The sequence below is a fragment of the Pleomorphomonas sp. NRK KF1 genome, assembly GCF_023721755.1.
In the GTDB taxonomy this organism is placed as follows: domain Bacteria; phylum Pseudomonadota; class Alphaproteobacteria; order Rhizobiales; family Pleomorphomonadaceae; genus Pleomorphomonas.
In genome coordinates this window covers 365,628-389,997 of record NZ_JAMDLH010000003.1, presented here as the reverse complement: position 1 = coordinate 389,997, position 24,370 = coordinate 365,628, and the positions used below count along the sequence as shown (strand labels likewise).

26 protein-coding genes, 1 tRNA gene and 1 riboswitch are annotated in these 24,370 nt (G+C 64.9%); of the genes, 16 read left to right on the top strand and 11 right to left on the bottom strand.

The window, feature by feature from the left end; all coding sequences use genetic code 11:
* The first annotated feature begins 249 nt into the window (after positions 1–249).
* The 4 genes from M4J39_RS11160 to M4J39_RS11145 all read left to right on the top strand — a co-directional run bounded on the left by M4J39_RS11160 (position 250) and on the right by M4J39_RS11145 (position 3,686).
* A complete protein-coding gene (locus M4J39_RS11160) occupies positions 250–1,200 on the top strand; it encodes a sugar-binding domain-containing protein (RefSeq protein WP_251727912.1) in 951 nt (316 codons plus the stop codon).
* Positions 1,197–2,762, top strand: a complete 1,566-nt coding sequence (lsrK, locus tag M4J39_RS11155; RefSeq protein WP_251727911.1) for an autoinducer-2 kinase — start codon at positions 1,197–1,199, stop codon at positions 2,760–2,762. Before M4J39_RS11160 ends, lsrK begins: the two co-directional genes overlap by 4 nt.
* Positions 2,763–2,846: 84 nt before the next feature.
* The gene (locus M4J39_RS11150; protein ID WP_251727910.1) at positions 2,847–3,200 is read left to right on the top strand and encodes a cupin domain-containing protein; all 354 of its coding nucleotides are present in this window, start codon (positions 2,847–2,849) and stop codon (positions 3,198–3,200) included.
* Between the two features lie 126 nt (positions 3,201–3,326).
* Entirely contained in the window at positions 3,327–3,686 is a 360-nt protein-coding gene (locus M4J39_RS11145) for a plasmid stabilization protein (protein ID WP_251727909.1), read from the top strand.
* A 38-nt stretch (positions 3,687–3,724) separates the two neighbouring features.
* Here M4J39_RS11145 and M4J39_RS11140 read toward each other — a convergent pair.
* The 3 genes from M4J39_RS11140 to M4J39_RS11130 all read right to left on the bottom strand — a co-directional run bounded on the left by M4J39_RS11140 (position 3,725) and on the right by M4J39_RS11130 (position 6,417).
* Positions 3,725–3,798: transfer RNA gene (locus tag M4J39_RS11140), tRNA-Gly, on the bottom strand.
* A gap of 34 nt (positions 3,799–3,832) precedes the next feature.
* Complete coding sequence (locus tag M4J39_RS11135; RefSeq protein ID WP_251727908.1) at positions 3,833–4,933, bottom strand: 2'-deoxycytidine 5'-triphosphate deaminase; 1,101 nt, start codon at positions 4,931–4,933, stop codon at positions 3,833–3,835.
* 131 nt (positions 4,934–5,064) lie between these two features.
* Positions 5,065–6,417, bottom strand: a complete 1,353-nt coding sequence (locus tag M4J39_RS11130; RefSeq protein ID WP_251727907.1) for a GGDEF domain-containing protein — start codon at positions 6,415–6,417, stop codon at positions 5,065–5,067.
* A 271-nt stretch (positions 6,418–6,688) separates the two neighbouring features.
* Positions 6,689–6,768, top strand: a riboswitch (SAM riboswitch).
* A gap of 59 nt (positions 6,769–6,827) precedes the next feature.
* Here M4J39_RS11130 and M4J39_RS11125 point away from each other — a divergent pair.
* The 7 genes from M4J39_RS11125 (at position 6,828) to nudC (ending at position 12,048) form a co-directional block, all read left to right on the top strand.
* Positions 6,828–8,018, top strand: a complete 1,191-nt coding sequence (locus M4J39_RS11125) for an O-succinylhomoserine sulfhydrylase (RefSeq protein ID WP_251727906.1) — start codon at positions 6,828–6,830, stop codon at positions 8,016–8,018.
* Between the two features lie 48 nt (positions 8,019–8,066).
* Positions 8,067–8,417, top strand: a complete 351-nt coding sequence (locus M4J39_RS11120; RefSeq protein ID WP_100079893.1) for a MarR family transcriptional regulator — start codon at positions 8,067–8,069, stop codon at positions 8,415–8,417.
* Positions 8,414–9,298 carry a C40 family peptidase gene (locus M4J39_RS11115; RefSeq protein ID WP_251727905.1) on the top strand — a complete coding sequence of 295 codons (885 nt, stop codon included), beginning with the start codon at positions 8,414–8,416 and terminating at the stop codon, positions 9,296–9,298. Before M4J39_RS11120 ends, M4J39_RS11115 begins: the two co-directional genes overlap by 4 nt.
* A 120-nt stretch (positions 9,299–9,418) precedes the next feature.
* Positions 9,419–10,261, top strand: a complete 843-nt coding sequence (locus M4J39_RS11110; RefSeq protein ID WP_251727904.1) for a transporter substrate-binding domain-containing protein — start codon at positions 9,419–9,421, stop codon at positions 10,259–10,261.
* Between the two features lie 30 nt (positions 10,262–10,291).
* Complete coding sequence (apaG, locus tag M4J39_RS11105; protein WP_251727903.1) at positions 10,292–10,684, top strand: Co2+/Mg2+ efflux protein ApaG; 393 nt, start codon at positions 10,292–10,294, stop codon at positions 10,682–10,684.
* Between the two features lie 89 nt (positions 10,685–10,773).
* On the top strand, positions 10,774–11,052 hold the full coding sequence (locus M4J39_RS11100) for a DUF6460 domain-containing protein (RefSeq protein ID WP_251727902.1): 279 nt from the start codon (positions 10,774–10,776) through the stop codon (positions 11,050–11,052).
* A 60-nt stretch (positions 11,053–11,112) separates the two neighbouring features.
* Complete coding sequence (nudC, locus tag M4J39_RS11095) at positions 11,113–12,048, top strand: NAD(+) diphosphatase (RefSeq protein WP_251727901.1); 936 nt, start codon at positions 11,113–11,115, stop codon at positions 12,046–12,048.
* Positions 12,049–12,051: 3 nt separating this feature from the next.
* On the opposite strand, the gene M4J39_RS11090 is transcribed toward nudC, so the two are convergent.
* Complete coding sequence (locus M4J39_RS11090) at positions 12,052–12,936, bottom strand: prephenate dehydratase (protein ID WP_251727900.1); 885 nt, start codon at positions 12,934–12,936, stop codon at positions 12,052–12,054.
* A 129-nt stretch (positions 12,937–13,065) separates the two neighbouring features.
* A complete protein-coding gene (locus M4J39_RS11085) occupies positions 13,066–13,827 on the bottom strand; it encodes a 3-deoxy-manno-octulosonate cytidylyltransferase (RefSeq protein WP_371875441.1) in 762 nt (253 codons plus the stop codon).
* A 217-nt stretch (positions 13,828–14,044) separates the two neighbouring features.
* Between M4J39_RS11085 and M4J39_RS11080 the strand changes: the two genes are divergently transcribed.
* The gene (locus M4J39_RS11080; RefSeq protein ID WP_251727898.1) at positions 14,045–14,659 is read left to right on the top strand and encodes a cytochrome c family protein; all 615 of its coding nucleotides are present in this window, start codon (positions 14,045–14,047) and stop codon (positions 14,657–14,659) included.
* Between the two features lie 43 nt (positions 14,660–14,702).
* Here M4J39_RS11080 and M4J39_RS11075 read toward each other — a convergent pair whose 3' ends face one another.
* Together M4J39_RS11075 and betI are read right to left on the bottom strand one after the other, a co-directional pair.
* Positions 14,703–15,581, bottom strand: coding sequence for an EamA family transporter (locus M4J39_RS11075; RefSeq protein ID WP_251727897.1), 879 nt, complete (start codon positions 15,579–15,581; stop codon positions 14,703–14,705).
* Between the two features lie 67 nt (positions 15,582–15,648).
* A complete protein-coding gene (betI, locus tag M4J39_RS11070) occupies positions 15,649–16,233 on the bottom strand; it encodes a transcriptional regulator BetI (protein WP_251727896.1) in 585 nt (194 codons plus the stop codon).
* A 290-nt stretch (positions 16,234–16,523) separates the two neighbouring features.
* On the opposite strand from betI, the gene M4J39_RS11065 reads away from it, so the two are divergent.
* The 3 genes from M4J39_RS11065 to M4J39_RS11055 are packed head-to-tail and all read left to right on the top strand — an operon-like array spanning position 16,524 to position 19,380.
* Positions 16,524–17,459: a choline ABC transporter substrate-binding protein gene (locus M4J39_RS11065; RefSeq protein WP_251727895.1), complete on the top strand. Its 936-nt coding sequence runs from the start codon at positions 16,524–16,526 to the stop codon at positions 17,457–17,459.
* Between the two features lie 33 nt (positions 17,460–17,492).
* Positions 17,493–18,323 (top strand): choline ABC transporter permease subunit, encoded by an 831-nt coding sequence (gene choW, locus M4J39_RS11060; RefSeq protein ID WP_251727894.1) that lies wholly within the window; start codon positions 17,493–17,495, stop codon positions 18,321–18,323.
* 10 nt (positions 18,324–18,333) lie between these two features.
* A complete protein-coding gene (locus M4J39_RS11055) occupies positions 18,334–19,380 on the top strand; it encodes an ATP-binding cassette domain-containing protein (protein WP_251727893.1) in 1,047 nt (348 codons plus the stop codon).
* Positions 19,381–19,384: 4 nt separating this feature from the next.
* On the opposite strand, the gene speB is transcribed toward M4J39_RS11055, so the two are convergent.
* The 3 genes from speB to M4J39_RS11040 are packed head-to-tail and all read right to left on the bottom strand — an operon-like array spanning position 19,385 to position 22,435.
* The gene (gene speB / locus M4J39_RS11050; RefSeq protein WP_251727892.1) at positions 19,385–20,287 is read right to left on the bottom strand and encodes an agmatinase; all 903 of its coding nucleotides are present in this window, start codon (positions 20,285–20,287) and stop codon (positions 19,385–19,387) included.
* A 31-nt stretch (positions 20,288–20,318) separates the two neighbouring features.
* Positions 20,319–21,710 (bottom strand): ATP-binding protein, encoded by a 1,392-nt coding sequence (locus tag M4J39_RS11045; RefSeq protein WP_251727891.1) that lies wholly within the window; start codon positions 21,708–21,710, stop codon positions 20,319–20,321.
* A complete protein-coding gene (locus M4J39_RS11040; RefSeq protein ID WP_251727890.1) occupies positions 21,707–22,435 on the bottom strand; it encodes a response regulator in 729 nt (242 codons plus the stop codon). Before M4J39_RS11040 ends, M4J39_RS11045 begins: the two co-directional genes overlap by 4 nt.
* Positions 22,436–22,657: 222 nt before the next feature.
* Between M4J39_RS11040 and M4J39_RS23065 the strand changes: the two genes are divergently transcribed.
* Positions 22,658–23,218: a hypothetical protein gene (locus M4J39_RS23065; RefSeq protein WP_251727889.1), complete on the top strand. Its 561-nt coding sequence runs from the start codon at positions 22,658–22,660 to the stop codon at positions 23,216–23,218.
* 62 nt (positions 23,219–23,280) lie between these two features.
* Here M4J39_RS23065 and M4J39_RS11030 read toward each other — a convergent pair whose 3' ends face one another.
* Positions 23,281–24,345, bottom strand: coding sequence for an ABC transporter ATP-binding protein (locus tag M4J39_RS11030; RefSeq protein WP_251727888.1), 1,065 nt, complete (start codon positions 24,343–24,345; stop codon positions 23,281–23,283).
* Between the last annotated feature and the right edge of the window lie 25 nt (positions 24,346–24,370).

The following is a 24,370-nucleotide window of genomic DNA, read 5'->3' as shown; positions in this document are numbered from 1 at the left end:
TTCTGCACATAAGTGATAGTGACAGCCAAACGAGCCGAACTGCAAATCCGAAGCAATATGGTCGAAATCCTGTAATGCATTGATTTATGGTCATTTTTCTGAAATCGACATTTCCCGCCATACGACTTAATGATGATCAGGAACATCACATCTTGCGCTTATGTGCACATCGTGATCATATGATCGACAACAACGACGTTCGGGATCTCCGGAGGGAGCACCCGTGCAATTGTCATGAAGGTGAGTGACGTGAACGAAGCCTATGACGAGCTGGCATTCGAGCCGCACGAGGAAGAGCTGCTGAGCCGCGTTGCCTGGCACTATTACCACGACGGCCTTACGCAGAGCGAAATCGGCGAGCGACTCAACCTGTCGCGTATCAAGGTATCGCGCATGCTCGACCGAGGCCGAAAGATGGGGCTCATTCACGTCCACATCAACTCGAGCTATGGCGGTTGCTTCGCCCTGGAAGCCCGCCTGCAGGAGCTCTATGGCCTCGACGAAGCGCGCGTCATCCCCGCGCAGGAGACAGGCAACGTCAACGATCGGCTGGCCGAAGCTGCCAGCCAGTATCTGATGGGTCGCCTCAGGGACCAGGAAATGCTGGCCGTGGGCTGGGGCGCCACGGTGATGGGTACGCTGCAGCGGCTTTCCCGCACACTCTCTTACAAGGACATCTCCCTGGTCAGCCTCACCGGCGGCGTATCCGCCTACATCGAAGGCGTCGCCTCGGGTCGCTCCTCGCAGAACGTCCACCTCATTCCCGCTCCGCTCGTCGTGTCGCAGGAGAGCATCGCCGAGGCGATCCGGGCCGAGCGGCACGTCGTCGAGGTGATGAGCATGGCGCGCACCGCCAACTACGCGCTGGTCGGCATCGGCGCCGTAGCCGACGAGGCGACGCTGATCGCTTCCGGCTACGCCAGCCGTTCGCAATTCGAGATCTTCCGCCGCCAGGGCGCCGTCGGCGACATCATCGGCATCTTCTACGACCAAGCCGGCGAGCCGCTCGACCTGCCGTTCCACAAGATGCTGGTCGGCCTGGATTTCGAGGCCCTGTCGGCCATCCCGCAGGTCATCGCCGCCGCCGGCGGCCCCAGGAAAGTCGATGCCATCCGGGCCGCCGCCCGCGGTGGCCGCATCGACGTGCTGATCACCGACGAGCCGACGGCCCAAGCCATTATCGAGAAAGACCAAGCATGACCACCTCCCACGTTCTCGCCATCGATGCCGGCACGGGCAGCGGCCGCGCGGTGATTTTCGACAAGGCCGGCCGCCAAGTCACCGTCGCGCAGGAAGAGTGGACGCACCTCAGCGACCCGCGTTACCCCGGCTCGATGGAGTTCGATTGCGCCGCCAACTGGGCTTTGCTCGCGAGCTGCGTACGCCGCGCACTGGCCTCCGCCGGCCTGTCGGCATCGTCCATCCGCGCCGTCAGCGCCACCTCCATGCGCGAAGGCATCGTCCTGTGGGACAAGGATGGGCGCGAGCTCTGGGCCTGTGCCAACGTCGACTCGCGCGCATCCGACGAGACCAAGGCCCTCAAGGCCGCCATGCCGGACTTCGAGCGCGACGCCTATGCCGTGACTGGCCAGACCTTCGCGCTGGGCGCCATTCCGCGCCTCAAGTGGATCGAGCGGCACCTGCCGGACGTCCATGCCCGCACGGCGCGCATGTGCATGTTGTCCGACTGGATCGTCGCCCGCCTCAGCGGCGAGATCGCCTGCGACCCGTCGAATGGCGGGACCAGCGGACTCCTTGCGCTCGATACCCGCACCTGGGACGCCGACATCGCCCGCCGCGCCGGCATCGATCCCGCCATTCTGCCGCCCGTTCACGAGACGGGCACCGCCATCGGCCGCGTGACGGCTGCCGCCGCGGCCGACACGGGGCTCGCCGTGGGAACGCCGGTTGTGGTCGGCGGCGGCGACGTGCAATTCGGCGCACTCGGCCTCGGCGTCGGTCGTGCCGGCGAAGCGGCCGTGCTCGGCGGCACCTTCTGGCAGGAAGTGGTCAACATGCCCCGCCCGATCGCCGATCCGGCCATGCGGGTGCGCGTCAATCCGCATGTCGTGCCGGGCCTCAGCCAGGCCGAAGGCATCGCCTTCATGGTTGGCATGACCACCCGCTGGTTCCGCGACGCCTTCTGTGACGAGGAAAAGCGGATCGCCGCCGAGCGGGGCATCGACGTCTACGCGCTCCTCGAGGAAAAATCTGCCACCGTGGCGCCCGGCGCCAATGGCATCCTTCCGATCTTCTCTGACGTGATGAACTGCGGCGCCTGGTATCATGCCGCACCGTCGCTCCTCAACCTGTCGCTCGATGCCACCGTCTGCGGCAAGCCCCAGATCTTCCGCGCCATTCAGGAGAACGCCGCGATCGTCGCGTCGGAGAATCTCCAGCTGGCGGCCAATCTCGCCGGCGTAACGCTGACCGATCTCGTCTTCGCCGGCGGCGCCTCCAAGGGCGCCCTATGGGGTCAGATCCTTTCCGACGTCACCGGTTTGCCGGTGAAGGTGCCGGAAGTGACCGAAGCGACGGCACTGGCCGCCGGTCTCGCCGCGTGGGTCGGCATCGGCGAATACGCATCGCTGCCGGAAGCGGCCGACGCCGTCGTGCGCTGGCGTCGACGCTATGAGCCGAACATCAGCCGCCATTCTCTCTATGGGGAGGTTACCGAACGCTGGCGCGAGGCCTACGCCGCCCAGCGCCGCCTCGTCGATGCCGGCATCACCCGCTCGATGTGGAAGGCTCCCGGTCTCTGACCCCTGCTCAGGCAGAGCGGCAGCACCAACATTTCCAAGGCAAGCAAGGACCACCGTCCGGACGGGGACGGCGGCGGAGGAACAATGTTCAAAACCAAAGAAGACGAGCACGCCTATCGCTTCGGCGATCATGGCCCCAAGTATCTGCTGCGCGGTCCGAACGTCGATATCGGCGTCGTCACCTTGCTTCCGGGGCAGCATTTCAACACGCACAAGCACCAGCACATCGAGGAGAACTTCCTGACGATCGCCGGCGAGGTCCACATGTACGTCGACGGCGAGCTGCACGTGCTAGGTGTCGGCGACTTCCTGCGCTGCGAGCCCGGTGAGGGCCATCATGTCGTCAATCGCGGCGCCACGCCCTGGAAAGCGGTATTCGTCAAAGCGCCTTACGACCCCAAGGACAGCGTACCGATCGCCTGGTCGCCCGAGGATTAGGCAGGGTGGCGGTGGCAATCTGCGGCAAGAGACGGGAGCGAAGCGACAATCATACAATTGAGGCGCGGAACTTTCCCGTCGACGAGCGGTTTAGGCGGCACTCACCTCCAAAAAAGGAGACGTTCCATGCCTCGTGGAGACAAGTCCGCCTACACCGACAAGCAGAAGCGCAAGGCCGAACACATCGAGGAGAGCTACGAGTCGCGTGGCGTCTCCGAAGATGAAGCGGAACGGCGCGCCTGGGCGACCGTCAACAAGGAAAGTGGCGGCGGCAACAAGTCCGGTTCCGGACGCGGCCACCCCGATACCCACGAGTCCTCCGAGAAAGGTGGCAGGAAAGGCGGCGCGGCGTCGGCTTCCCGGTCGAAGGAAGATCGCTCGGCCTCGGCGAAGAAGGCGGCCGCCTCGCGGTCGAAGGAAGAACGGTCTGCCTCCGCCAAGAAAGCCGCTGCGACGCGCAAGCGCAACCGTGAGCAGGCCGCCTGATGCCGAGGCGGCGCGATGGGAACGGGCACAGGAGAAGCTGGAGCGGGTGAAGGGAATCGAACCCTCGTATTCAGCTTGGGAAGCTGCTGCTCTACCATTGAGCTACACCCGCGACGCGCCCTAGATCGCAGTCTCGCCCGGCGCTGTCAAGAGGTGGCTTTGGGGCGAAAATGCTTGGAGAGCTTCAACCCCTGGGCCTGATAGTTCGAACCCATGCCCTGCCCGTAGAGCGTGGTCGGCACTTCCACCATGTGCTCGTAGACGAGGCGGCCGATGGTCTGGCCATGATCGAGGATGAAAGGTACGTCGTGGCTCCGCACCTCAAGCACCGCGCGAGCTCCCTTGCCGCCAGCCGGGGCGTGCCCGAAGCCGGGATCGAAGAAGCCCGCATAATGGACGCGGAACTCGCCGACCAGAGGGTCGATGGCAACCATTTCCGCCGCCGTCTCGGGCGGCACCTGCACCGCTTCGCGCGACACGAGAATGTAGAACTCGTCCGGATCGAGAATCAGTGACGGCCGGCCGCGCGCCTTGATCGGTTCCCAGAAATCGTCGACATCCTGCGCCGTCTTGGCATCGACATCGAGCACGCTGGTGTGGCGCCGGGCCCGGTAGCCGATCAGCGCGCCCTCCCCGGCGCCGGCCAGGTCGATCGACAGCGTCAGACCATGTTCGAAGCGCGGTTCCAGATCGACCAGCGGATACCGAGCATGAAGCTGGGCCAGTGCCGCATCGTCGAGACGCGCGTCGCCCCGGCGGAAGCGAACCTGGCTGAGGCGCGAGCCGGCGCGGACCTTGATCGGGAAGGTGCGCGGCGAGACTTCGACCCATAGCTGACCATGATAACCGGCGGCGATCTGGTCGAACGCCACGCCTTGGTCGGTGATGAGACGGGTGAAGACGTCGATCCGGCCGGTCGAGCTCTTGGGGTTGGCCGAGGCGGATACCTCGTCGGGCAGTGCGAGAGACTCGAGGACCGGAACAAGGTAGACGCCGCCCGTCTCCAGAACCGCACCACCGCTGAGATCGAGCTCGTGCAACGCGAGATAGTCGAGCTTGTCCTCGACGGTGGAGCCGTCGCCCGGCAGGAAGCTCGCCCGAAGCCGGTAGGCGATCGGCCCCAGGCGAAGGTCGAGGCTGGCCGGCTGGATCTGGTCGGCATCGAGCGGTCGCGTCGACGCGATGGCGCCGGCATCGAACAGTTCGCGAATGCGATGAGCGGGAAGAATGCCGGCGGTGTCGGTCATGAGCGTGCAGAGCGTCCGGAAAGCAAGATACGAGGCCGATGCCGAAAGGCGCGGCCGGACTGTTCGAAGCTCTAGCCTGTTTTGTTGCCCATGGAAACTCGAAGAGGCACGGGAATCGAAGAATGGAGGACTCAGATGCCAGCGGCGGAAAGCAACACCGGCCGGCCGGGCGCCCTCTCCTCACGCATGCTCTTGCGATAGAAGCGAACCCGCCCCTTGCCGTCCTGCTTGGCGGCATAGAGCGCCGCATCGGCCTTGTGCAAGAGGGCGGCGACATCGAGGCCGTGCTCGGGCGCCAGGGCGATGCCGATGCTGACGCCGATGACCAGCAGCCGGCCGTTGTAGTGATAGGGGCTACTCAGCGCGGCAAGCACAGCCTCGGCCCGAGCCTCGGCCAACAACCGGTCGTCGGTCGGAATGACCATCACGAACTCGTCGCCGCCGAGCCGAGCCACCGTGTCTTCCGTCCGGCAGAACTCGCGCAGGCGGCGCGCCACCCCGATCAGCACGGCGTCGCCCGCGGCGTGGCCGGCACTGTCGTTGACATCCTTGAAGCCATCAAGATCGAGATAGAAGACCGCCGCAGCAGCATCTTCGCCACGCTTCGGCTCGAGCAGTCTTTTCATGCGGTCGAGCAGCAGCAGCCGATTCGGCAAGCCGGTGAGTGGATCGTGCAGCGCCTTTTCCTCGTTGACGCTGATCAGCCGGACGGCGCGACGGGCGAAGACCAGCACCACGGCCGTCAGCACCAGATAGGCGGCAAAGACCAGGGCCAACCCGGGCCCGATGGCCTTGATGATCTCATCGCCGGGCAGGATGGGATCCCACACCAGCGAGTCGCCCATGGTCCCGTCCTGGCTCATCAGGCGCAGGCGGCCCGGACCTGTCGTGGTCTGACCGAAGGCCGGCTCGTAACTGAGGTTCGGCAAGAGGAAGGTCTCGGCGATCTTCCTGAGACTGGCGCGATCCACCCGGCGACCAAGGACCAGAGCATGGCCGTTGTCGGCCGGCTCCTTTCCATCGGCGACGGCATGAATGCCGCTGATCGCGAACAACACGGGCGTACCGTCGACGGCGATGAGCTGGGTCGTCGCATCGGCGAGACGACCGGCGCGCCAGCGGGCGATCAACTGACCGAAGGCCGGCGGAAGAACGCCGCGGGCCTCCACCGACACGACTTGACCGCCCACGCGAGAGAACAGCGTGCGGTCATCCGGCCCGAGAACAAAGAAGAAGGCCTCCGCCTCGACCGGGAGCAGGTGGCTGGCGACCCATTCCAGGTCGAAAGCATCGGTAACATGCGCAGCCGTCTCGTCGCGGCCGGCCATACCGGCTGCCAAGCTGGAGAGCTCATCGGCGAAATGACGCAGCGCCTGTCTCGCCGTGCGTTGCTGGAACTCGTTCGACAGGTGGTTCTGCTTGGACGACAGCATGAGCACGCCGGCCATGGCGCCGGCGAGCAGAATGGCGATCAAGCCGAACATCGGCAGGATCACTCGCAAGAAAAATCGGCGATCAACGCTGGCCGTCGGGTTCATCGGGGCTCCGCAAAAGGGGGGCGCATTGACTGTTATTTTGCCTGCCATCAACCAACAATCAGTGGAGGTTCCCAATTAATCTAGGTATGGCGAACGACACCTTATGCGGATGCGCAGTTTCGCCGTGGTCGTTTGCTGCCTCCGGCGGCAACCTCTCCGCCCTGCAACGACCGGCAATGATTGGCCGCTTGACCTTTGTCAGCGCTTCCCCTAGCGTTGACATCCTCGTGGTTCTTTGAGCCGACCGGCTTGCCGCCACGCTAAACAATGCTGCTAAAAGGTCGGGACGGACATGTCGACCGTTGACACCCGGCTCGCCCATGCGCAGCCGGGTTCGCTTTTTTCGGACGTCGACGATGAAGGACGAAGACATGACCAAGGCCAACTGGCATCCCGATACCGCCCTCGTGCATGGCGGCAGCCTGCGTTCGCAGTGGGGCGAAACGTCCGAGTCGATGTTCGTGACGCAGGGCTTCGTCTACGACAGCGCCGAGCAGGCGGAAGCGCGCTTCCTCAACCTCGATCCCGGATTTCAGTATAGCCGCTTCTCCAATCCGACCGTGGCCATGTTCGAGGAGCGCATGGCTCTTCTCGAAGGCGCCCCGGTGGCGCGGGCGACGGCAACCGGCATGGCGGCGGTCACGGCGGCCATCCTGTCGCAAGTGTCGGCCGGCGATCATATCGTTGCGGCCCGGGCGCTGTTCGGCTCCTGTCGCTACATCGTCGAAGACCTGGCGCCGCGCTTCGGCATTTCCTGCACGTTGGTCGATGGACGCGACCTCGATCAGTGGCGGGCGGCGGTACGGCCCAACACGCGCGTGTTCTTCTTCGAAAGCCCGACCAACCCGACGCTGGAAGTGGTGGACATCGCCGCCGTCGCCGAGATCGCCCACGCAACGGGCGCGCGCCTCGTGGTCGACAACGTCTTCGCCACCGCGCTCTACCAGAAACCGCTGGAGCTCGGCGCCGACGTAGTCGCCTATTCGGCGACCAAGCACATCGACGGCCAGGGCCGCTGCCTTGGCGGCGTCGTGCTCTGCGACGAGGAATTCCTGGAGAAGCATCTGCAGGTGTTCCTGCGCCAGACCGGCCCGACCATGAGCCCGTTCAATGCGTGGGTGATGCTGAAGGCGCTCGAAACCTTTTCGCTGCGCGTCAACCGCCAAGCGGAAAGCGCGGCGAAGATCGCAGCCTTCCTCGAAGGGCACCCGAAGATCGAACAGGTGATCTATCCGGGCTCGGCCAGTCATCCGCAGGCGGACATCTGCCGCAAGCAGATGACCGGCGGATCGACCATGATCGCCCTCGAGGTGAAGGGAGGCCGCGAAGGCGCATTCGCCGCCGTGAACAAGCTGGGCATCATCAAGATCTCCAACAACCTCGGCGACGCCAAGAGCCTCGTCACCCATCCCTCGACGACGACGCATCAGCGCTTCACCGAGGAGGTGCGGCAAGAACTGGGCATTCGCCAGGGCCTCCTGCGCCTCTCGGTCGGCCTAGAGCACGCCGATGACCTGATCGCCGACCTCAACCAGGCGCTCGGCTGATCGCCCGATAATAACGCCTCCGAAACGAATTCGGTGTAGAAGGGGCGCATGCCGATCGACATGCGCCCCGCTCAGGCCCTCAGACTTTGGCACGACGTCTCGCTCGCCACGGTGCGGGAGAACGGCGCCGACCTGTCGCCGCGCCAGATCACCGTGCTGCTCACCGTCTATCTTGAACCGCCACCGCATACGGTACGCGGTCTCGCCGAAAAGCTCGGCGTCACCAAGCCGGCCATCACCCGGGCCCTCGACACCATGGGCGAGTTGAAGCTATTGGGCCGCAAGCGTGACGAAGCCGACCGCCGCAACGTCATCGTTCACCGCACGGTGGAAGGAGCGCTGTTTCTCGAACGCCTCGCCGACACCATCGTGGACAAAGCCAGGGAACTGCCGCGTTGACGACCGATCGCCGCACCACTTTTGCCCGCCCGGACCTTGCCGATAGCGCACTCGCCGGCCTCGTGGCGGCCGAACGCTACATCGAACCTCGATCGGCCAGGATCGTCGCCCCTCTCGCAGGCCTTCGGCGCGAGCCGCGTTTCGATTGCCCGCTCGACAGCGAAGCGCTCCATGGCGAAACCGTCCGGGTGCTCGATACCGATGACGAAGGCTGGGCCTTCGTCCAGATGGAGCGCGACGGCTATGTCGGCTACATGCCGGCCGAGGCTCTGTCCTTTTCGGCGCCGGAGCCGACGCACGTGGTGTCGCAACTGCGCTCCTTCGCCTTTTCCGGGTCCGATCTGAAGCTGCCCGTCGCCTACCCGCTGGTTCAGGGCGCGCGCGTTGCCGTCAAAGGCGAAGTGGAGCGACGCAATCTCGCCTATGCCTTGCTCACCGACGGAACGGCCACGGTGATGAAGCATCTTCGGCCGATCGGAGCGCCGCTGCCCGGCGATTTCGTCGCTGTCGCCGCCGCCTATGTCGGCACGCCCTATCTGTGGGGTGGGTCGTCGAGCCTTGGCATCGACTGTTCGGGGCTGGTCCAGCGAGCGCTTGCCGAGATCGGTGTCGCCGCCCCGCGCGATACCGACCAGCAGGAGGCGGAGGTTGGCGAGCCGGTCGACTGGAACGGCGACCCCGACGCTCTCAAGCGTGGCGACTTCGTGTTCTGGAAGGGGCATGTCGGCATCGTCGCCGGGCCGGATCAACTGCTGCACGCCAACGGCTTTCACATGGCGACAGTCATCGAGCCGCTCGGCGGCGCAATTGCCCGCATCTCATCCGGTGGCGTGCCGGTAACGAGCGTCCGCCGGCTTTCCGACTATCCAGCCAAGGGATGATCGAACCGTCGGGCAAAGGCCGTTCGGAACGCGGGCCGCAAGAGACCAAGACTTCCGCCCGCGCCGAAGTTCGGCTAGCCTCGTGGGAGTTTCATTTCCGCGGTCGCCGGGTAACCGAAGATGCACATCTCAAAAGGCTTGATTGCTGCAAGTCTGGGGCTCCTCCTGTGTCTCCTCGGCCCGCTCGTCTCAGCTGTCCACGCCGCCGAGTCCGACTATCCTCGACTTGTCCCTCCCGGTAGCGGGACCGCTGCCGGCGCGAGCCCGCCATCCATCCGCTTCGTGACAGCCGACGATTTCCCGCCCTTCAACTTCATCGACGGTTCGGGCCTGATCACCGGCTTCAACGTCGAGGTCGCCAGGGCGATCTGCACCCGCCTCGCCATACCCTGTACGGTTCAGGTCCGACCATTTCCGCTTCTGCTCGACGCGGTGCGCGAGAACAAGGCCGACGCCATCGCCGCAGGTATCGCCGACACGCCGGTCCTGCGCCGGTACCTCGCCTACTCCGTTCCCTATTTCAGAGAACCGGCACGCTTCGTCCGGCGATGGCCGGCTCTGGTGGAGCCATCGCCGCGCTCGCTTTCGGGAAAATCGGTGGGCGTCATCGCCGGCAGCCGTTACGCCGACTTCATCGGCGACTTTTTTCCCGCCGCCAAGCTTCGCCCTTCAACCAGCGAGGCGGAGCTGTTCGCTCTTCTCAAGAAGGGCGAGGTGGACGCCGTCTTTACCGGCGCCGTCGGCGCTTCCTTCTGGCTGGCCGGACCGGTTGCCAAGGGGTGTTGCGCCTTCTCCGGCGGCGCCTATACCGAGCCGGCCTATTTCGGCGACGGCATGAAGATCGCGGTGGCGGCTGACAATGCAGCGCTCAAGGCCAGCATCGACAGTGCATTGCGCGCGCTCGACGCCGACGGCACGCTGGCCGATCTCGCCTTGCGCTTCTTCCCCGAAAGCCTTTACTGACGCCGAGCAGCAACTCGGGATGCGCCCGCCATGTTCACAGCCGTCAGCCATGAAATCGTCGTCACGGTGGAGCCGAGCTACCTCCCCGGAGAGTCCGAGCCCGACGAGCACCGCTACGTCTGGTCCTACCGGGTGGTCATCGCCAACCATGGCCGGCGCGCCGTGCAGTTGATGACCCGCTTCTGGGAGATTACCGACGCCAACGGTCTCCGCCGCACGGTGACCGGTCCGGGCGTCGTGGGGCAGCAGCCGATCATCGAACCGGGCGAAGCCTTCGAATATACCAGCGGCTGCCCGCTCTCGACCCCGAGCGGCATCATGTCCGGCAGTTACAGGATGGTCGACGATCGCGGCACCACGCTCGACGTCACGATACCGGCCTTCTCGCTGGACAGCCCGGTGGCGGAGCGCACTTTGAACTAGTCGATACCGGAAAGCCTTGAGGCTGGACAAGGTCGGTTGCCGCGCCTATCTGTCGGCAACCTCCCCAACCGGAAAGCCGGAGCGTTTCCATGTCCGATCGTTTCGTGCGCCTGTTCGGCGACAGCCCGGCGCGCCTCCTTCTCAGGCTCGTCATTCTCTCCCTGGTCGTCGGCGTCGTGCTCGCCGCGCTCGGCATAGAACCCTACGACATCGTGACGTCCGCGCTGCGCTTCGTCGACCGCATCTGGTCGATGGGCTTCGACGCCGTCGATCGCGTCTGGCGCTACTTCCTGCTCGGCGCCGTGGTCGTCATACCCGTCTGGCTGGTGCTGAGACTTCTCAATATCGGCCGCAACAATCGCTTCTGATGGACGGCCGCAAGTACCCGGCCGGCGATGAAAGCCGGTCCACTGAAAGCGAATGACACGATGATCCTGCCTTCCGACCCTCCCTCCGGCTTCGACTGGTCCAGCCACAACACCTATTCGAACAACCTGCTTCACCGGCACTCCGAACAGCGCACCGACGAAGCGCTCGTGCAGCGCCATCTCGCCGACCCGCGTCGCCGGTTGATGATGCTGTTCGGCGATCGCGTGCTGGTAAGATCGGGCCGCCTCGACTTCGAGGGAAACGCGGCCAACGCGCTGTTCCAGGAGACGGAGACGCAGATCTTTCTCGGTCTGGACCTTGAGGAGCGGCCGTGGTTCGCCGGCGAGTTCAAGACCGAACCTGAGCTTGAACCCGGCGAGAGTCTCGTCGATCTTCGCAGCCTTGCCCGTGACGCCGTGGTCGGCGCGGACGGCTTTGGCCCGGTGGCGCAGGCGCGGGCAACGCTGTTCTGGCACCAGCGCCATCGCTTCTGCGGCGTCTGCGGCGCGCCTACGGTCAGCATCGCCGCCGGCTACCAGCGCACCTGCACCGGCTGCGGCACCCAGCACTTCCCGCGCACCGACCCGGTGGTGATCATGCTGATCCAGAACGGCGAGGATCGGGTGCTGCTCGGCCGGACGCCGCGCTTCGAGGAAGGCATGTATACCTGCCTCGCCGGCTTCATGGAGCCGGGCGAAACGGTCGAGGACGCCGTACGCCGCGAGACGAAGGAAGAATCCGGCATCGACGTCGGCGCCGTCCGCTATCACGCCAGCCAGCCGTGGCCGTTTCCGGCCAACCTGATGCTGGGCTGCTATGGCGAGGCGATCTCTACCGACATCGTGGTGGACAAGGCCGAAATGGACGATTGCCGCTGGTTCACGCGCGACGAGGTCAAGGCGATGCTGGCGACCACCGAGGTCGGCAAGCTGCATTGCCCGCCGAGGCTCGCGGTGGCCCGCCACCTCATCGAGGTGTGGGCCGACCTCAAGTAGGGATCACTCTCCGGGCCGGAGGCCGAGATGGGCGGCCGGCTCGCGGATCTTGTCACGGAAGGGGCTGGCGGGATAGCTGCCGAACACCTTGACCTCGCGACTGAAGAACTCGAGTTCCTCCAGAGCGAACTTCACTGCGGGATCGTCGGGATGCCCCTCGACGTCGGCATAGAACTGCGTCGCGAAGAACTGGCCTTCGAGCTGGTAGCTCTCCAGCTTCGTCATGTTGATGCCGTTGGTGGCAAAGCCGCCCAGGGCCTTGTAGAGCGCGGCGGGAATGTTGCGGACCCGGAAGATGAAGGTGGTCACCGTCGGCGTCCCGTAAGGCGGGGCAGCGCGAGGACGCGGCGACAGAATGATGAAGCGCGTCGTGTTGTGAAGCGTGTCCTCGCAATCGGCTTTCAGCACGTCGAGACCGTAGATCTCGGCGGCGAGCGATGAGGCAATGGCGGCGCGCGCAGGGTCGCCCGCCTCGGCGATCTCGCGGGCGGAGCCGGCGGTGTCGGCGCCGACGATCGGCGTGATGCCGAGCGAACGCAGAGTCTGCCGGCACTGGCCGAGCGCCTGCACATGGCTTTGTGCCGTCTTGATGTTGTCGAGACGCGCGCCCTTGACGCCGAGAATCTGGTGGTGAACCGGCAGGAAATGCTCGCCGACGATATGAACGTCGGCGTGAGGCAGGATGTGGTGGATGTCCGCGACCCGACCTGCGGTCGAGTTCTCGATCGGAATCATGCCGAGGTGCCCGGCGCCGGACGCGAGCGCCGCGAAGCAATCCTCGAAGGTCGGGCAGGCGATGGCCTCGCAATCGGGATAGACCTCTAGGGCGGCAAGGTGGGAGTTGGCGCCCGGCTCGCCCTGGAATACGACCTTAAGCTTCTCCGACATCGTTCTCTTCCGCTTTTTCAAAAGGCGGAAAGCGGCATAGCAGCCGCGCCGGAGCAATTCCAGCAAAAGCGGATATCGGTTTGCCTTCGGAACCGCGTCTTGAGAACGAACGCGCCTTTGGGCCGACCATTACCCCTTGATCGAGGCGCCGATGATCGCCCTGGCTCGATCGAGATCGTGCTGCGTGTCGACTCCGAGCGGTACGTCGTCGACGATGGCCGCGTCGATGCGCATGCCCGCCTCGAGAAGGCGGAGCTGCTCCAGTCTTTCCCGCTTCTCGAGCGTCGACGGCGGCAGCGTCACGAAGCGGGCAAGCGCCGAGCGGCGATAGGCGTAGAGGCCGATGTGGTGATAAAGCGGCCCGTCGCCGTAGGGTGCCGTGGCACGGCTGAAATAGAGTGCCCGGAGCCGGCGTTCGGCAACGGGCGAGCCGATGACCTTGACCACGTTTGGGTCGCTCTTCTCCTCGTCGCGAACGATCTCGGCCGTCAGCGTGGCAACGTCGACGGCGGAGTCGAGGAGGGGGTCGAAACAGGCGCGAACGGCGGAGGGAGCGATCGTCGGCAGGTCGCCCTGCACGTTGACGATCACCTCGACCCGCCCATCGGGATCGGCCTTGGACAGCGCTTCGAAGATGCGGTCCGAACCACTCGGATGGTCGGGGCGCGTCAGTACCGCGCGGCCGCCGGCCGCTTCGATGACCGCCTTGATGGAGGAATGGTCGCAGGCGACGACCACCTCGCCGATACCCGCTTCGACGGCACGGCGCCAGACGTGGACGATCATCGCTTCGCCATGGATATCGGCCAGCGGCTTGTCCGGCAGACGCGTCGATCCGAGGCGCGAGGGAATGATCACCAGGGTGTTCGGCTTTACTTCGGACACGTGCAATCCTCCGGCAGGGCGACAGAAGGCATCGGCCGACGCACTTTCGGGCGGCGCTTTATACGGCGCGACGCGACCTGAGGATAGTTTGCAGGAGGGAGCAAAATCCCGTATATGCTGCCGAGTGTGGCCAGAAAGCCTCTGGCGAGGTCCATTCCTAAACCGACAAATGTCACGCGCGCCAGGGCGGGCGCCGCGCGACTCCAAGGAGCCGGTGTCCCCGATGTCACTGCAACCCAACAAGATTCTCGGCGCCGTGCTGGCGGTTGCCGTCGTCGTTTTTGCCGTCGATTTCGTATCTGACCAGATTTTCGCCAAGCAGGACCTCAAGACACCCGGCTATGTCATCGACATGAATGCCGCTCCGGCTGTTGTCGCGACAGACGCTCCCGCACCCGCTGCGGTCGAGCCCGATCCCAATGCGCCGGCCGCCGCCGCGACCCAGCAAGCCGCCGTGGCACCGGCCGCCTCCGGGGTACCCCCCATCGAAGAGCGTCTCAAGACCGCCGACGTCACTGCCGGCGAAAAGACATCCAAGGTCTGCGCAGCCTGCCATTCCTTTGCTGATTCGGGCGCCAACAAGGTCGGTCCCGGTCTCTGGGACGTAGTGAACCGCAAGCCGGGTTCCCACGAAGGCTTCAAGTACTCGCCCGCCATGGTGACCTTCGGCGAGACCCACACCTGGGACTACGCGACGCTCGATGTCTACCTCACCAATCCCAAGGCTGAAGTGCCTGGAAACAAGATGGCTTTCGCCGGCGTCAAGAAGCCGGAAGATCGCGCCAATCTGATTGCCTATCTCAGGTCCTTGTCCGCCAATCCGGCGCCGCTGCCGTAAGCAAGGCACTTCGGACAGACGGAACGAAAAGCGCGGGCGGTCCTCAGGCCGCCCATCGTCTTTTGGCGAAGGCCGGCAACGGCAGGGCTATGGTGGCGAGACCGAGAAGGATCAGCCCCATGCCTGCAACGCGCAACGGCGAGAAAGTTTCTCCCAGCACCAGCCAGGACGACAGAGTGCCAAACAGCGGCACCAGAAGCGAAAAGGGCGCCACCGTCGAGGCCGGGTGGTTCTTGAGAAGAAAACCCCAGAGGCCGAAGCCGACCAGTGTGGCAAGCAGGGCGAGATAGAGCACCGAGCCGGCGCCCAACAGGCCCATTCCGGTAATGCCGGAGACGATGGCCGGCCAGCCCTCAATGGCGAGCGATAGCGCGAACAGCGGGATCGGCGGCACAAGGCTCAGCCAGACCATCATCGGAAGCATGTCGACCTTGCCGGTGCCCCGCATCAGGATATTGCCGAGAGCCCAACTCGCGGCCGAGGCGAGAGTCAGGCCAAGACCGACCACCGTAAAGTCGCCGCCCACCGTTGTGGCAATGGTCAGAAGCCCGAGCGCGGCGACACCCGCCCCGGCAAGCTGACGTGGCCGCGGTCGCTCCCCCAGGGCCAGCGCCGCGAACAGAATGGTCAGGAAGGCCTGGCTTTGCAGCGTCACCGAGGCGAGCCCCGGAGGCATGCCGAGCTTCATTGCCGGAAAGAGGAAGGCGAACTGTCCGACGAACAGCGTCATGCCAACGGCGATCATCCGTGCCGGCGGCACGTTCGGCCGCGCGAGAAAGAACGCCGGCAGGGCGGCGACGACGAAGCGAAGCGCAGCTAGGAGGAGCGGTGGCACCGAGCCCAGCCCAAGGCGAATCACGACGAAGTTGAAGCCCCAGATCGCCATGACGAGGACGGCGAGGGCAATGTGGCGGACGGGCATGGGCGAACGGCTCCGGAAGGAAGGCAAAGCCTAGCGGTGCAGCGCCCCGGACGCAAACGGGGAAATCTCACGTCCTCGCGACGGCGAGACGGCCGTCGACATAATCGCGAAGGATGCCGAGCGCCTCGCCGGGAGAGCGATGCAATGTCGGCAAGGCGGCGTGCAGCCAGAGGCCGTCGATCATCGCCGCGATGCCGCGCGCAAGGGCTGAGGCGCCATCGCCCACCAGCGGTCGCAGATCGTGCCGAAGATTGGCTTCGAGCCGCTTAAGGTAGATGGCGAGCAGGCGTGCGGCCGCCTTGTCGTGGATGGACTGCATGTAGAAGGCGAGCCAGGCTGAGGTGACAGCCGGCGAGAACTGCTCGGGCGCAAAACACGCCTCAAGGATGGCGTCGACGCGCGCACGCGGATCCTTCGCGTCGACAAGACGACGGCGAGCCGCGAACGCGAACTCGCCGAGCAGATGCCGCATGGTGGCCGACAGCAGTTCGTCCTTGGAGCCGAAATAGTGGTGCGCAAGCGCAGGCGACACGCCGGCCCTCTTGGCAATGTCTCCCATGGTCACGCCATTCAATCCGCGTTCGTGAATGGCCTCGACGGCTGCGATCACCAGCTCCTGCCGGCGGATCGGCTGCATGCCGCGTTTGGGCATCCCGTTCTCCTTCGCTCTCCCTACAGCATATTTTTAATTGACTGCTCAATCAATAAAAAACCGGGAGCGTAAATCCACCCATTTCGAAACGGACTGGGCATCGTGATGCCCGATAAATACGCTGAAACGGGCCAATCCCGGCGCATCAGCGGAAGTAATCCACTGCGTCCTGCCAAAAAGTCATTGGCATTCACTGGAAAATGCGTATTCATTTCGCTCCACATGGTCATAAAACTTTCATGGCCCGAAGGAGGCGACGCCTTTGGACGGCTGGAGGAGCGATACAACCGATGAAATCCGCCTTTGCCGCCCTGCCGATCGCTCTTGCCCTCGCCGGTCCGGCGTTCGCCGCCGACGGCGACGCCTGCACGACCGTGCGCTTCGCCGATGTCGGCTGGACCGACATCGCGGCGACGACGGGCGTAGCGTCCGTGGTGCTCGAGGGCCTCGGCTACCAACCGGAGGTGCAGCTTCTGGCCTTGCCGGTCACATTTGCCTCGCTTGCCAACGGCGACATCGACGTTTTTCTCGGCGACTGGATGCCGACCATGGAGGCCGATCTCAAGCCCTACCTCGACAAGGGAACCATCGAGGTGACGGGCGTCAATCTCGAAGGGGCCAAGTACACGCTGGCGGTGCCGAAGTACGCCTTCGACGCCGGCCTCAAGACCTTCGGCGACATCGCCAAGTTCAAGACCGAGCTCGAAGGCAAGATCTATGGCATCGAGCCGGGCAACGACGGCAACCGCCTGATCCTCGGCATGATCGACGACAACAAGTTCGACCTCTCCGGGTTCGAGCTGGTCGAGAGCTCCGAGCAGGGCATGCTGGCCGAAGTGAGCCGGGCGGTGAAGGACAACAAGCCGATCGTCTTCCTGGGCTGGGAGCCGCACCCGATGAACGCCCGCTTCGACATGGCCTATCTCGAAGGTGGCGACGAAGTTTTCGGGCCGAACCTCGGCGGGGCCACGATCTACACCAACACGCGCAAGAACTTCTCGGCCGACTGCCCCAACCTCGGCCGTTTCCTCGGCAATCTGAAGTTCTCGCTGGCTCTCGAGAACGAGATCATGGGCGACATCCTTGAGAACGGCGCCGAGGCGAAAGAGGCGGCAAAGTCCTGGCTGGCGGCGCACCCAGACGTGCTCGCGCCCTGGCTCGACGGTGTGACGACCCGTGACGGCAAGGACGGACTTCCGGCCGTGAAGGCCGCGCTGGGGCTTTGAGGGTGAGATAACGAGAGGGAGACTGAGGCGATCATGGAGTTCCTCACGGCCTACAAGATCCCGGTTGGTCCCTGGGCCAAGGCACTGGTCGACTGGCTGACGGCCAATGGCAGCGGCGTCTTCGACGCCATAGCCACCGTGTTGGGCGGCGCCGTGGAGTGGATCGTTGTCGCGCTGCAAGCGCCGCCGCCACCGGTCACGGTCGCGCTGATTGCCACGCTTGCCTTTGTGCTGAAGCGCTCGATCCCGCTTGCGCTGTTCGTCGCCGCGGCTCTCCTTTTCATCGTCAATCAGGGATTTTGGAAGGAGACGACGCAGACGCTGGCGCTCGTCGTGGCATCATCGGCGGTCTGCATGGGACTTGGCGTGCCGATCGGCATCCTTGCGGCACGCCGGGCCTGGGCCATGGCCGCATTGCGTCCGGTGCTGGACCTGATGCAGACCATCCCGACCTTCGTCTACCTCATCCCCGCCCTGGTGCTGTTCGGCCTTGGCATGGTCCCGGGGCTGATCGCCACGGTGATCTTCGCCCTGCCCGCTTCGATCCGCCTGACGGCCCTCGGCATCTCATCCACGCCGAAGCCGCTGGTCGAGGCGGCCGACAGCTTCGGCGCCACGCCCTTGCAGCGTCTCGTCAAGGTCGAGTTGCCCTATGCGATGCCCCAAATTCTTGCCGGTCTCACCCAGACCATCATGTTGTCGCTGTCCATGGTGGTGATCTCCGCCATGGTCGGCGCCAACGGTCTCGGGGTCCCCGTGGTGAGGGCGCTCAACACCGTCAACATCGGCATGGGCTTCACCGCCGGCCTTGCCATCGTGCTGATCGCCATCATGCTGGACCGCATGTGCCGGATTCGCGGCTGAGGAGTTTCTTGTGTCATCCTCCCGCGTTCGCGACGCGCTGCGCTTCGAGCGCGTCGACGTCGTCTTCGGCAAAAAGCCGGAGGCCGCCTTTCCCCTGATCGATTCCGGACTGAGTCCAGCCGAGATCACCGCGGAAACCGGCCTTACGGTGGGCGCCATGCAGGCGTCCTTTTCGGTGCGCGAAGGCGAATGCCTGGTGTTGATGGGACTTTCCGGTTCAGGCAAGTCGACGCTGATCCGTGCCGTCAATGGCCTCAACCGGGTGAGCCGGGGCTGCCTCTTCGTCCGTGACGGCGAAGGAGAGGTGGACGTCGCCCGCTGCGACGCCGCGGCGCTGCGCCGCATCCGTCGCCGGCGCGTTGCCATGGTCTTCCAGCAGTTCGGCCTCCTGCCCTGGCGAACCGTGGCCGACAACGTGGCACTCGGGCTCGAGCTTTCCGGTGTTGCCAAAACGGACATCGCCCGACGCGTGGAGACGGAACTGGCGCGCGTTCACCTGTCCGACTGGGCCGACCGCCGGGTACAGGAGCTGTCCGGCGGCATGCAGCAGCGGGTGGGCCTTGCCCGTGCGTTTGCGACCGAGGCGCCAATCCTGCTGATGGACGAGCCCTTCTCCGCCCTCGATCCGCTGATCCGCGACAAGCTTCAGGACGAGCTGATCGACTTGCGTGCCGAACTGAAGCGCACCATCCTGTTCGTCAGCCACGATCTCGACGAAGCCATGAAGCTTGGCGATCGCATTGCCATCATGGCCGGCGGGCGCGTGGTGCAGGTGGGCACGGCGCAGGAGATCATGCTTTCCCCGGCGACGCCTTATGTCGCCGAGTTCGTCGCCCACATGAACCCGTTGACCGTGCTTCGGGCATCCGACGTCATGGCGTCGATGGGCGACGTGCCTCGCGAAGAGGGAAGCGCGGTGGTCGCACCCGCGACGCCGATCCGCGACGTCATGGCCGCTTCCGTCGCCACCGGCAAGCCGGTGCTGGTGGAAGACGCCGGCGAGATCGTCGGCGTCATTGGCTCGGAGGCGATCCTGAAGGCCATCCTCAGGAAGTAGCCGGTCAGGTCGGCTTCGTCGATCCGACGAGACCGAGATAGTCCCAGATCACCGTGGCGGCGGCGAGCGCGGTAATCTCCGACACGTCATAAGCCGGCGCCACTTCGACGACATCCATGCCGACGAAGTCGATACCGGCGAGGGCACGGAGAATGGCCTGGCTTTGCCAGGGAAGAATGCCGGCAAACTCCGGCGTGCCGGTACCGGGCGCGAAGGCCGGGTCGAGGCAGTCGACGTCGTAGCTGAAATAGGTCGGTCCGTCTCCCGTCACCTGCCGAACCCGTTCGGCGACGGCGGCCGGCCCCAGCGCATGGACATCCTGGGCCGAGAGGATGGTAACGCCCTTTCCGATCGTCCAGTCCCACACCTCGCGCTGCACCGGCGAGCGAATGCCGATCTGGATCATCCGCCTGGGATCGACGAGCCCCTCCTCGATGGCGTGATAGAAGGGCGAGCCGTGGCCGTAGATCTGGCCGAAGTTGTCCGGCCATGTATCGACGTGGGCATCGAAATGAACGAGCCCGAGCGGCGCCCCAATCTTGCGCCGGAGCGTCCTGAGGAGCGGCAGCGAGATGCCGTGTTCGCCACCGATGGCGAGAAGATGATTGAGCCCTTCGGCTTGTCCCTCGATCAGCCGATAGCTCTCGGCGAGGTCGCCGAGGGCGATCGGGAAGTCACCGATGTCGGCGATGTCGAGCCGCGTCGGATCGATCCAGAAATGCGGGTGGTCGCCATCGGTCAGCATGCGGCTCGCCGCCCGCACGGCGGCAGGTCCGGATCGAGCGCCCGTTCGGTTGGTGACGCCAATGTCGAGCGGAATGCCGGCCAGAACATAAGCGGCGCTACGATCGAAGCGGGAAAGCCCCAGGAAGCTGGCGGCAACGGCAAAGGTCGGTGTACCGGACATGACGCTCCTGCGTGCGCTCTCCGGCGGCCCCTCAGGTTTCGGCAGCCACCGGCAGATGAATCGCCGCAGTCAAGCCGCCGCCGGGCCGATTGGCAAGCGTCAATTCGCCGCCATGTGCACGGACGATCGAGCGGGCCGTGGCAAGACCAAGGCCGACGCCACCGGTTTCGAGATTGCGAGACGTTTCGAGCCGAGTGAAGGGGGCGAACACCTCCTCCATCTTGTTCTCGGGAATTCCGGGACCATCGTCGTCGACGGCGATGACGACCCCCGTCGCCGTGCGCTCGAGCCGAACACGGGCGCGGAGTCCATAACGGACGGCATTTTCGACAAGATTGCGCAAGGCACGCCGAAGCGAAACCGGACGAACCGACAGATAGAGATGCTCCGGTCCTTCCATACCGACATCATGGCCGAGATCGGAGAAATCGGCCGACACCGCTTCGACCAGCGCAACGAGGTCGGTGTTGCGGGACTCTTCGCCGGCCGCGTCGTCGCGGGCAAAGGCGAGCGTCGCCTCGGCCATGCGCGTCATTTCATCGATGGTCGCGACCATGCGCTCGCGCGTTTCGTCGTCATCGATGAACTCGGCCCTCAGTCGCAGCGAGGTCAGGGGCGTCCGAAGGTCGTGGCTGATCGCTGCCACCATGCGGGTCCGATCGGCAACGAAGCGGCTGACACGCGCCTGCATGGCATTGAAGGCCCTGTTGGCTCGGGCGATCTCCTCGGGGCCTCTCTCGGGCAAATCGGGCACGCTTTCGCCGCGACCAAGCCGGTCGGAGGCCTGCGCCATCTCCCGGAGCGGCTTGGTGATGCGCCGTACCGACAGTGCCATGACCAGCGAAATGGCGATCACCGTCAGAAACGTCGACATCACCACCGGCCAGGCCCATAGCTGAGGCCGGGGCAGAAGCGTCTCCGAGTTGAGCCATTTGCCGTCGGACAGCAGAACCGACAAGGCCAGCGTCGGCGGCCAGCGCTTGCCCTTCTGCCGCGCCCCCGGACCGAGACCGTTGCCGTGCATGGACATGTGAGCGTCGATGCCGGTCCTGTCGTCGTCGGCGAACTCCGCCCGGACCTGTCGCCCCGGACCGAAGATTTCGTCGAGCTTGGCCCGCGTCTCGTCATCCGGCCACGCGGTGACAGCGTTCCTGACCAGCGGCTCGGGGGTGATCGAGTAGGTGAGGCGGCTGGTGCTGAGTGCGCCAAGGATGCGGTCGCGCTGACCGGCGGGCGTCTCTTCGATCAGGTTGGCCAGCGTGGCAATGCGGCCGAGTACCTGCTCGCGCGCCGCCGCGTCGATCGCCGACCGCCGGCTTTCGGCAAAAAAGGCCAGCGTGACCACCTGAGCGATCAGCACGGCGGCGATCAGCAACACCGAAAGCTGGCCGGCAAGGCTGCGCGGGAACAGACGCAACGTCACTCTGACAGTTCCTCGACATCGGCGGCGAAGATGTAGCCGCCGCCCCACACGGTCTTGATCAGTTCCGGGTTCTTCGGGTCGATCTCGATCTTCTTGCGCAGCCGGCTCACCTGGTTGTCGATCGAGCGATCGAAGATCTGCGGCGTTCGCCCCGAGGTGAGATCCATCAGCTGATCGCGGTTGAGGACCATGTTGGGGCGCTTCAGGAACGCCGTGAGCAGTTGGAACTCGGCCGTCGATAGCGGCAGCGCCACGCCGTCGCCGCCGACCAGTTCGCGGCGGCGTGCATCGAGCACGAAACGGTCGAACTTCAGTCGTCGGGACTCCAGGGGATCCCGAGGCTTGGGCACGGCCTGCGTCCGTCGCAAGACCGCGCGGATGCGTGCCAACAGCTCACGCGGATTGAACGGCTTGGTGACGTAGTCGTCGGCGCCGATTTCCAGGCCGACGACCCGATCGGTATCCTCGGCCATGGCGGTGAGCAGGATCACCGGTGTATCCGAGCTCTCGCGCAGGAAGCGACACAGGCTGAGGCCGTCCTCGCCCGGCATCATGATGTCGAGCACCACGAGGTCGACCGCGGCCGCCTTCAGCGCCTTGCGCGCCGCAGCGGCGTTCTCCGACGTCGTGACGCGAAAGCCGTTCTTCAGAAGATAGCGGCCGATGAGGTCTCGGATCTCGCGATGGTCGTCGACCACAAGGATATGGGGCTGAGGCTCGGTCATGTCAGATACTCGAACGTTCCATTTCCCAAGGATAGCGATCCGCGAAAAGGATACCAAAGGAAATGGTATCAAGATGTATCACTCGGCGGCGAGGTTACGCCTCAATACAACCGGGCCCTTTCCGGGCGAATTTGCGCGACAATTGCTCCCTATGTTGAACCTGCCGCCGACGGGAACCCCCTTCATGCCGTGGGCGGAACGGACACATAAGGAGAAGCTCCCGTGAAAGCGCTCACACTCGCCACAATTTCCGCCCTCTCGGTCATCACCGTCGGCACCGCTGCCTTCGCCGCCGGCCCCGGCATGGGTCCGATGGGCTTCGGCCCGTCGGGTGGACCGATGAAACTCTTCGCCGAGGCCGACACCAACAAGGATGGCAAGGTCGACGCCGCGGAGTTCACCGCCTACCGCGACAAGATGTTCGCCGATGCCAACAGCGACGGCAAGGATGGCGTGACCATCCAGGAGTTCGAGCCCTGGTTCTGGCAGCAGCACCGCGAGATGATGGTGCGCGCCTTCCAGCGCCTTGATGCCGACGGCGACGGCCAGATCACCAAGGCCGAGGTGGACACGGCCGGCGACCACATGCTGAACCGCTTCGACCGCAACAACGACGGTGTCCTGTCGGCTGAAGACAGGCCGAACCGCGGCGGCGGCTGGGGACGCGACGGCAAGCATGGCCGCCACCACGGGCAAGGCATGATGAGGAACTGGATGGGTCAGGGCCCCGGCCCGGTCCAGGATGCGCCCGACGACGAGACGCCGACGGACGACGCCAACTGAGCCCAACACGGCCAAGCACCGATCTTGATGGCCGCCCTCTCCGGAGGGCGGCTTTTCCGTCTTCAGTCCCGGTCGATGATCAGGAGATCATCCTTCTTGAAGGAAACGGCGGCCGGCATGCCGACCTTCGGCAAGTCGAGCGCCGGATCGTTGAAGATATCGAGCGATACCCTCGCCTCCCGGAGCTTCACCCGCACGCGGATCACCGCGCCAAGGAAGGAGACCTCCTCGACCGTGCCGGTCAGGACGTTGCGGTCGCCATCGCCGCCGCCGAGCGACAGTGCTTCCGGTCTCAAGGCGACCGTTGCTCCGTCGGCGATGCCGTAGGCGGAGATGTCGCGCGCCGTCACCACCGGCTGACCATCGATCGATACGCGACCGGCCACCGGATCGACGACGCGTGCCTCGAACAGGTTCAGCGTGCCAACAAAGCTCGCCACGAAACGCGTCGCCGGGTTGTTGTAGATCTCGGACGGCGTACCGACCTGATCGGCGCGCCCCTGGTTCATCACCACGATGCGATCGGAGATGGATAGCGCCTCCTCCTGATCATGCGTGACGAAAACCGTGGTGATGCCCAGTTCGCGCTGCAGTGCGCGGATTTCCTCGCGCAGGGATACGCGGATCTTGGCGTCAAGCGCCGACAGCGGCTCGTCGAGCAGCAGAACTTGCGGCTTGATCGCCAGGGCGCGGGCGAGCGCCACGCGCTGCTGCTGGCCGCCGGAAAGCTGGTAGGGGTAGCGATCGCCAAGATCCGGCAACTTGATCAGTTCCAGCAACTCGGCGACACGCGCGTCGATCTCGCCCCGCTCTTTGCCGGCGATCTTCAGCCCGAAACCGATGTTGCCGGCAACCGTCAGGTTGGGAAACAGCGCGTAGGCCTGGAACACCATGCCGACGTTGCGTTTGGCCGGCGGGAGGTTGGTCATTTCGACGCCGCCGACATGCAACGAGCCCGAGGTCGCGGTCTCGAAGCCGGCTATCATCCTGAGGATGGTGGTCTTGCCGCACCCGGACGGGCCGAGAAAGGAGATGAACTCCCCCTTCTCGATGGAAAGACTGAAGTCATGGACCACGGTGTTCGGACCGAAGGACTTCCTGAGGTGACTGATTTCGATGAACGACATCGGGAGTTCCGTGCGTGAAGCGGCT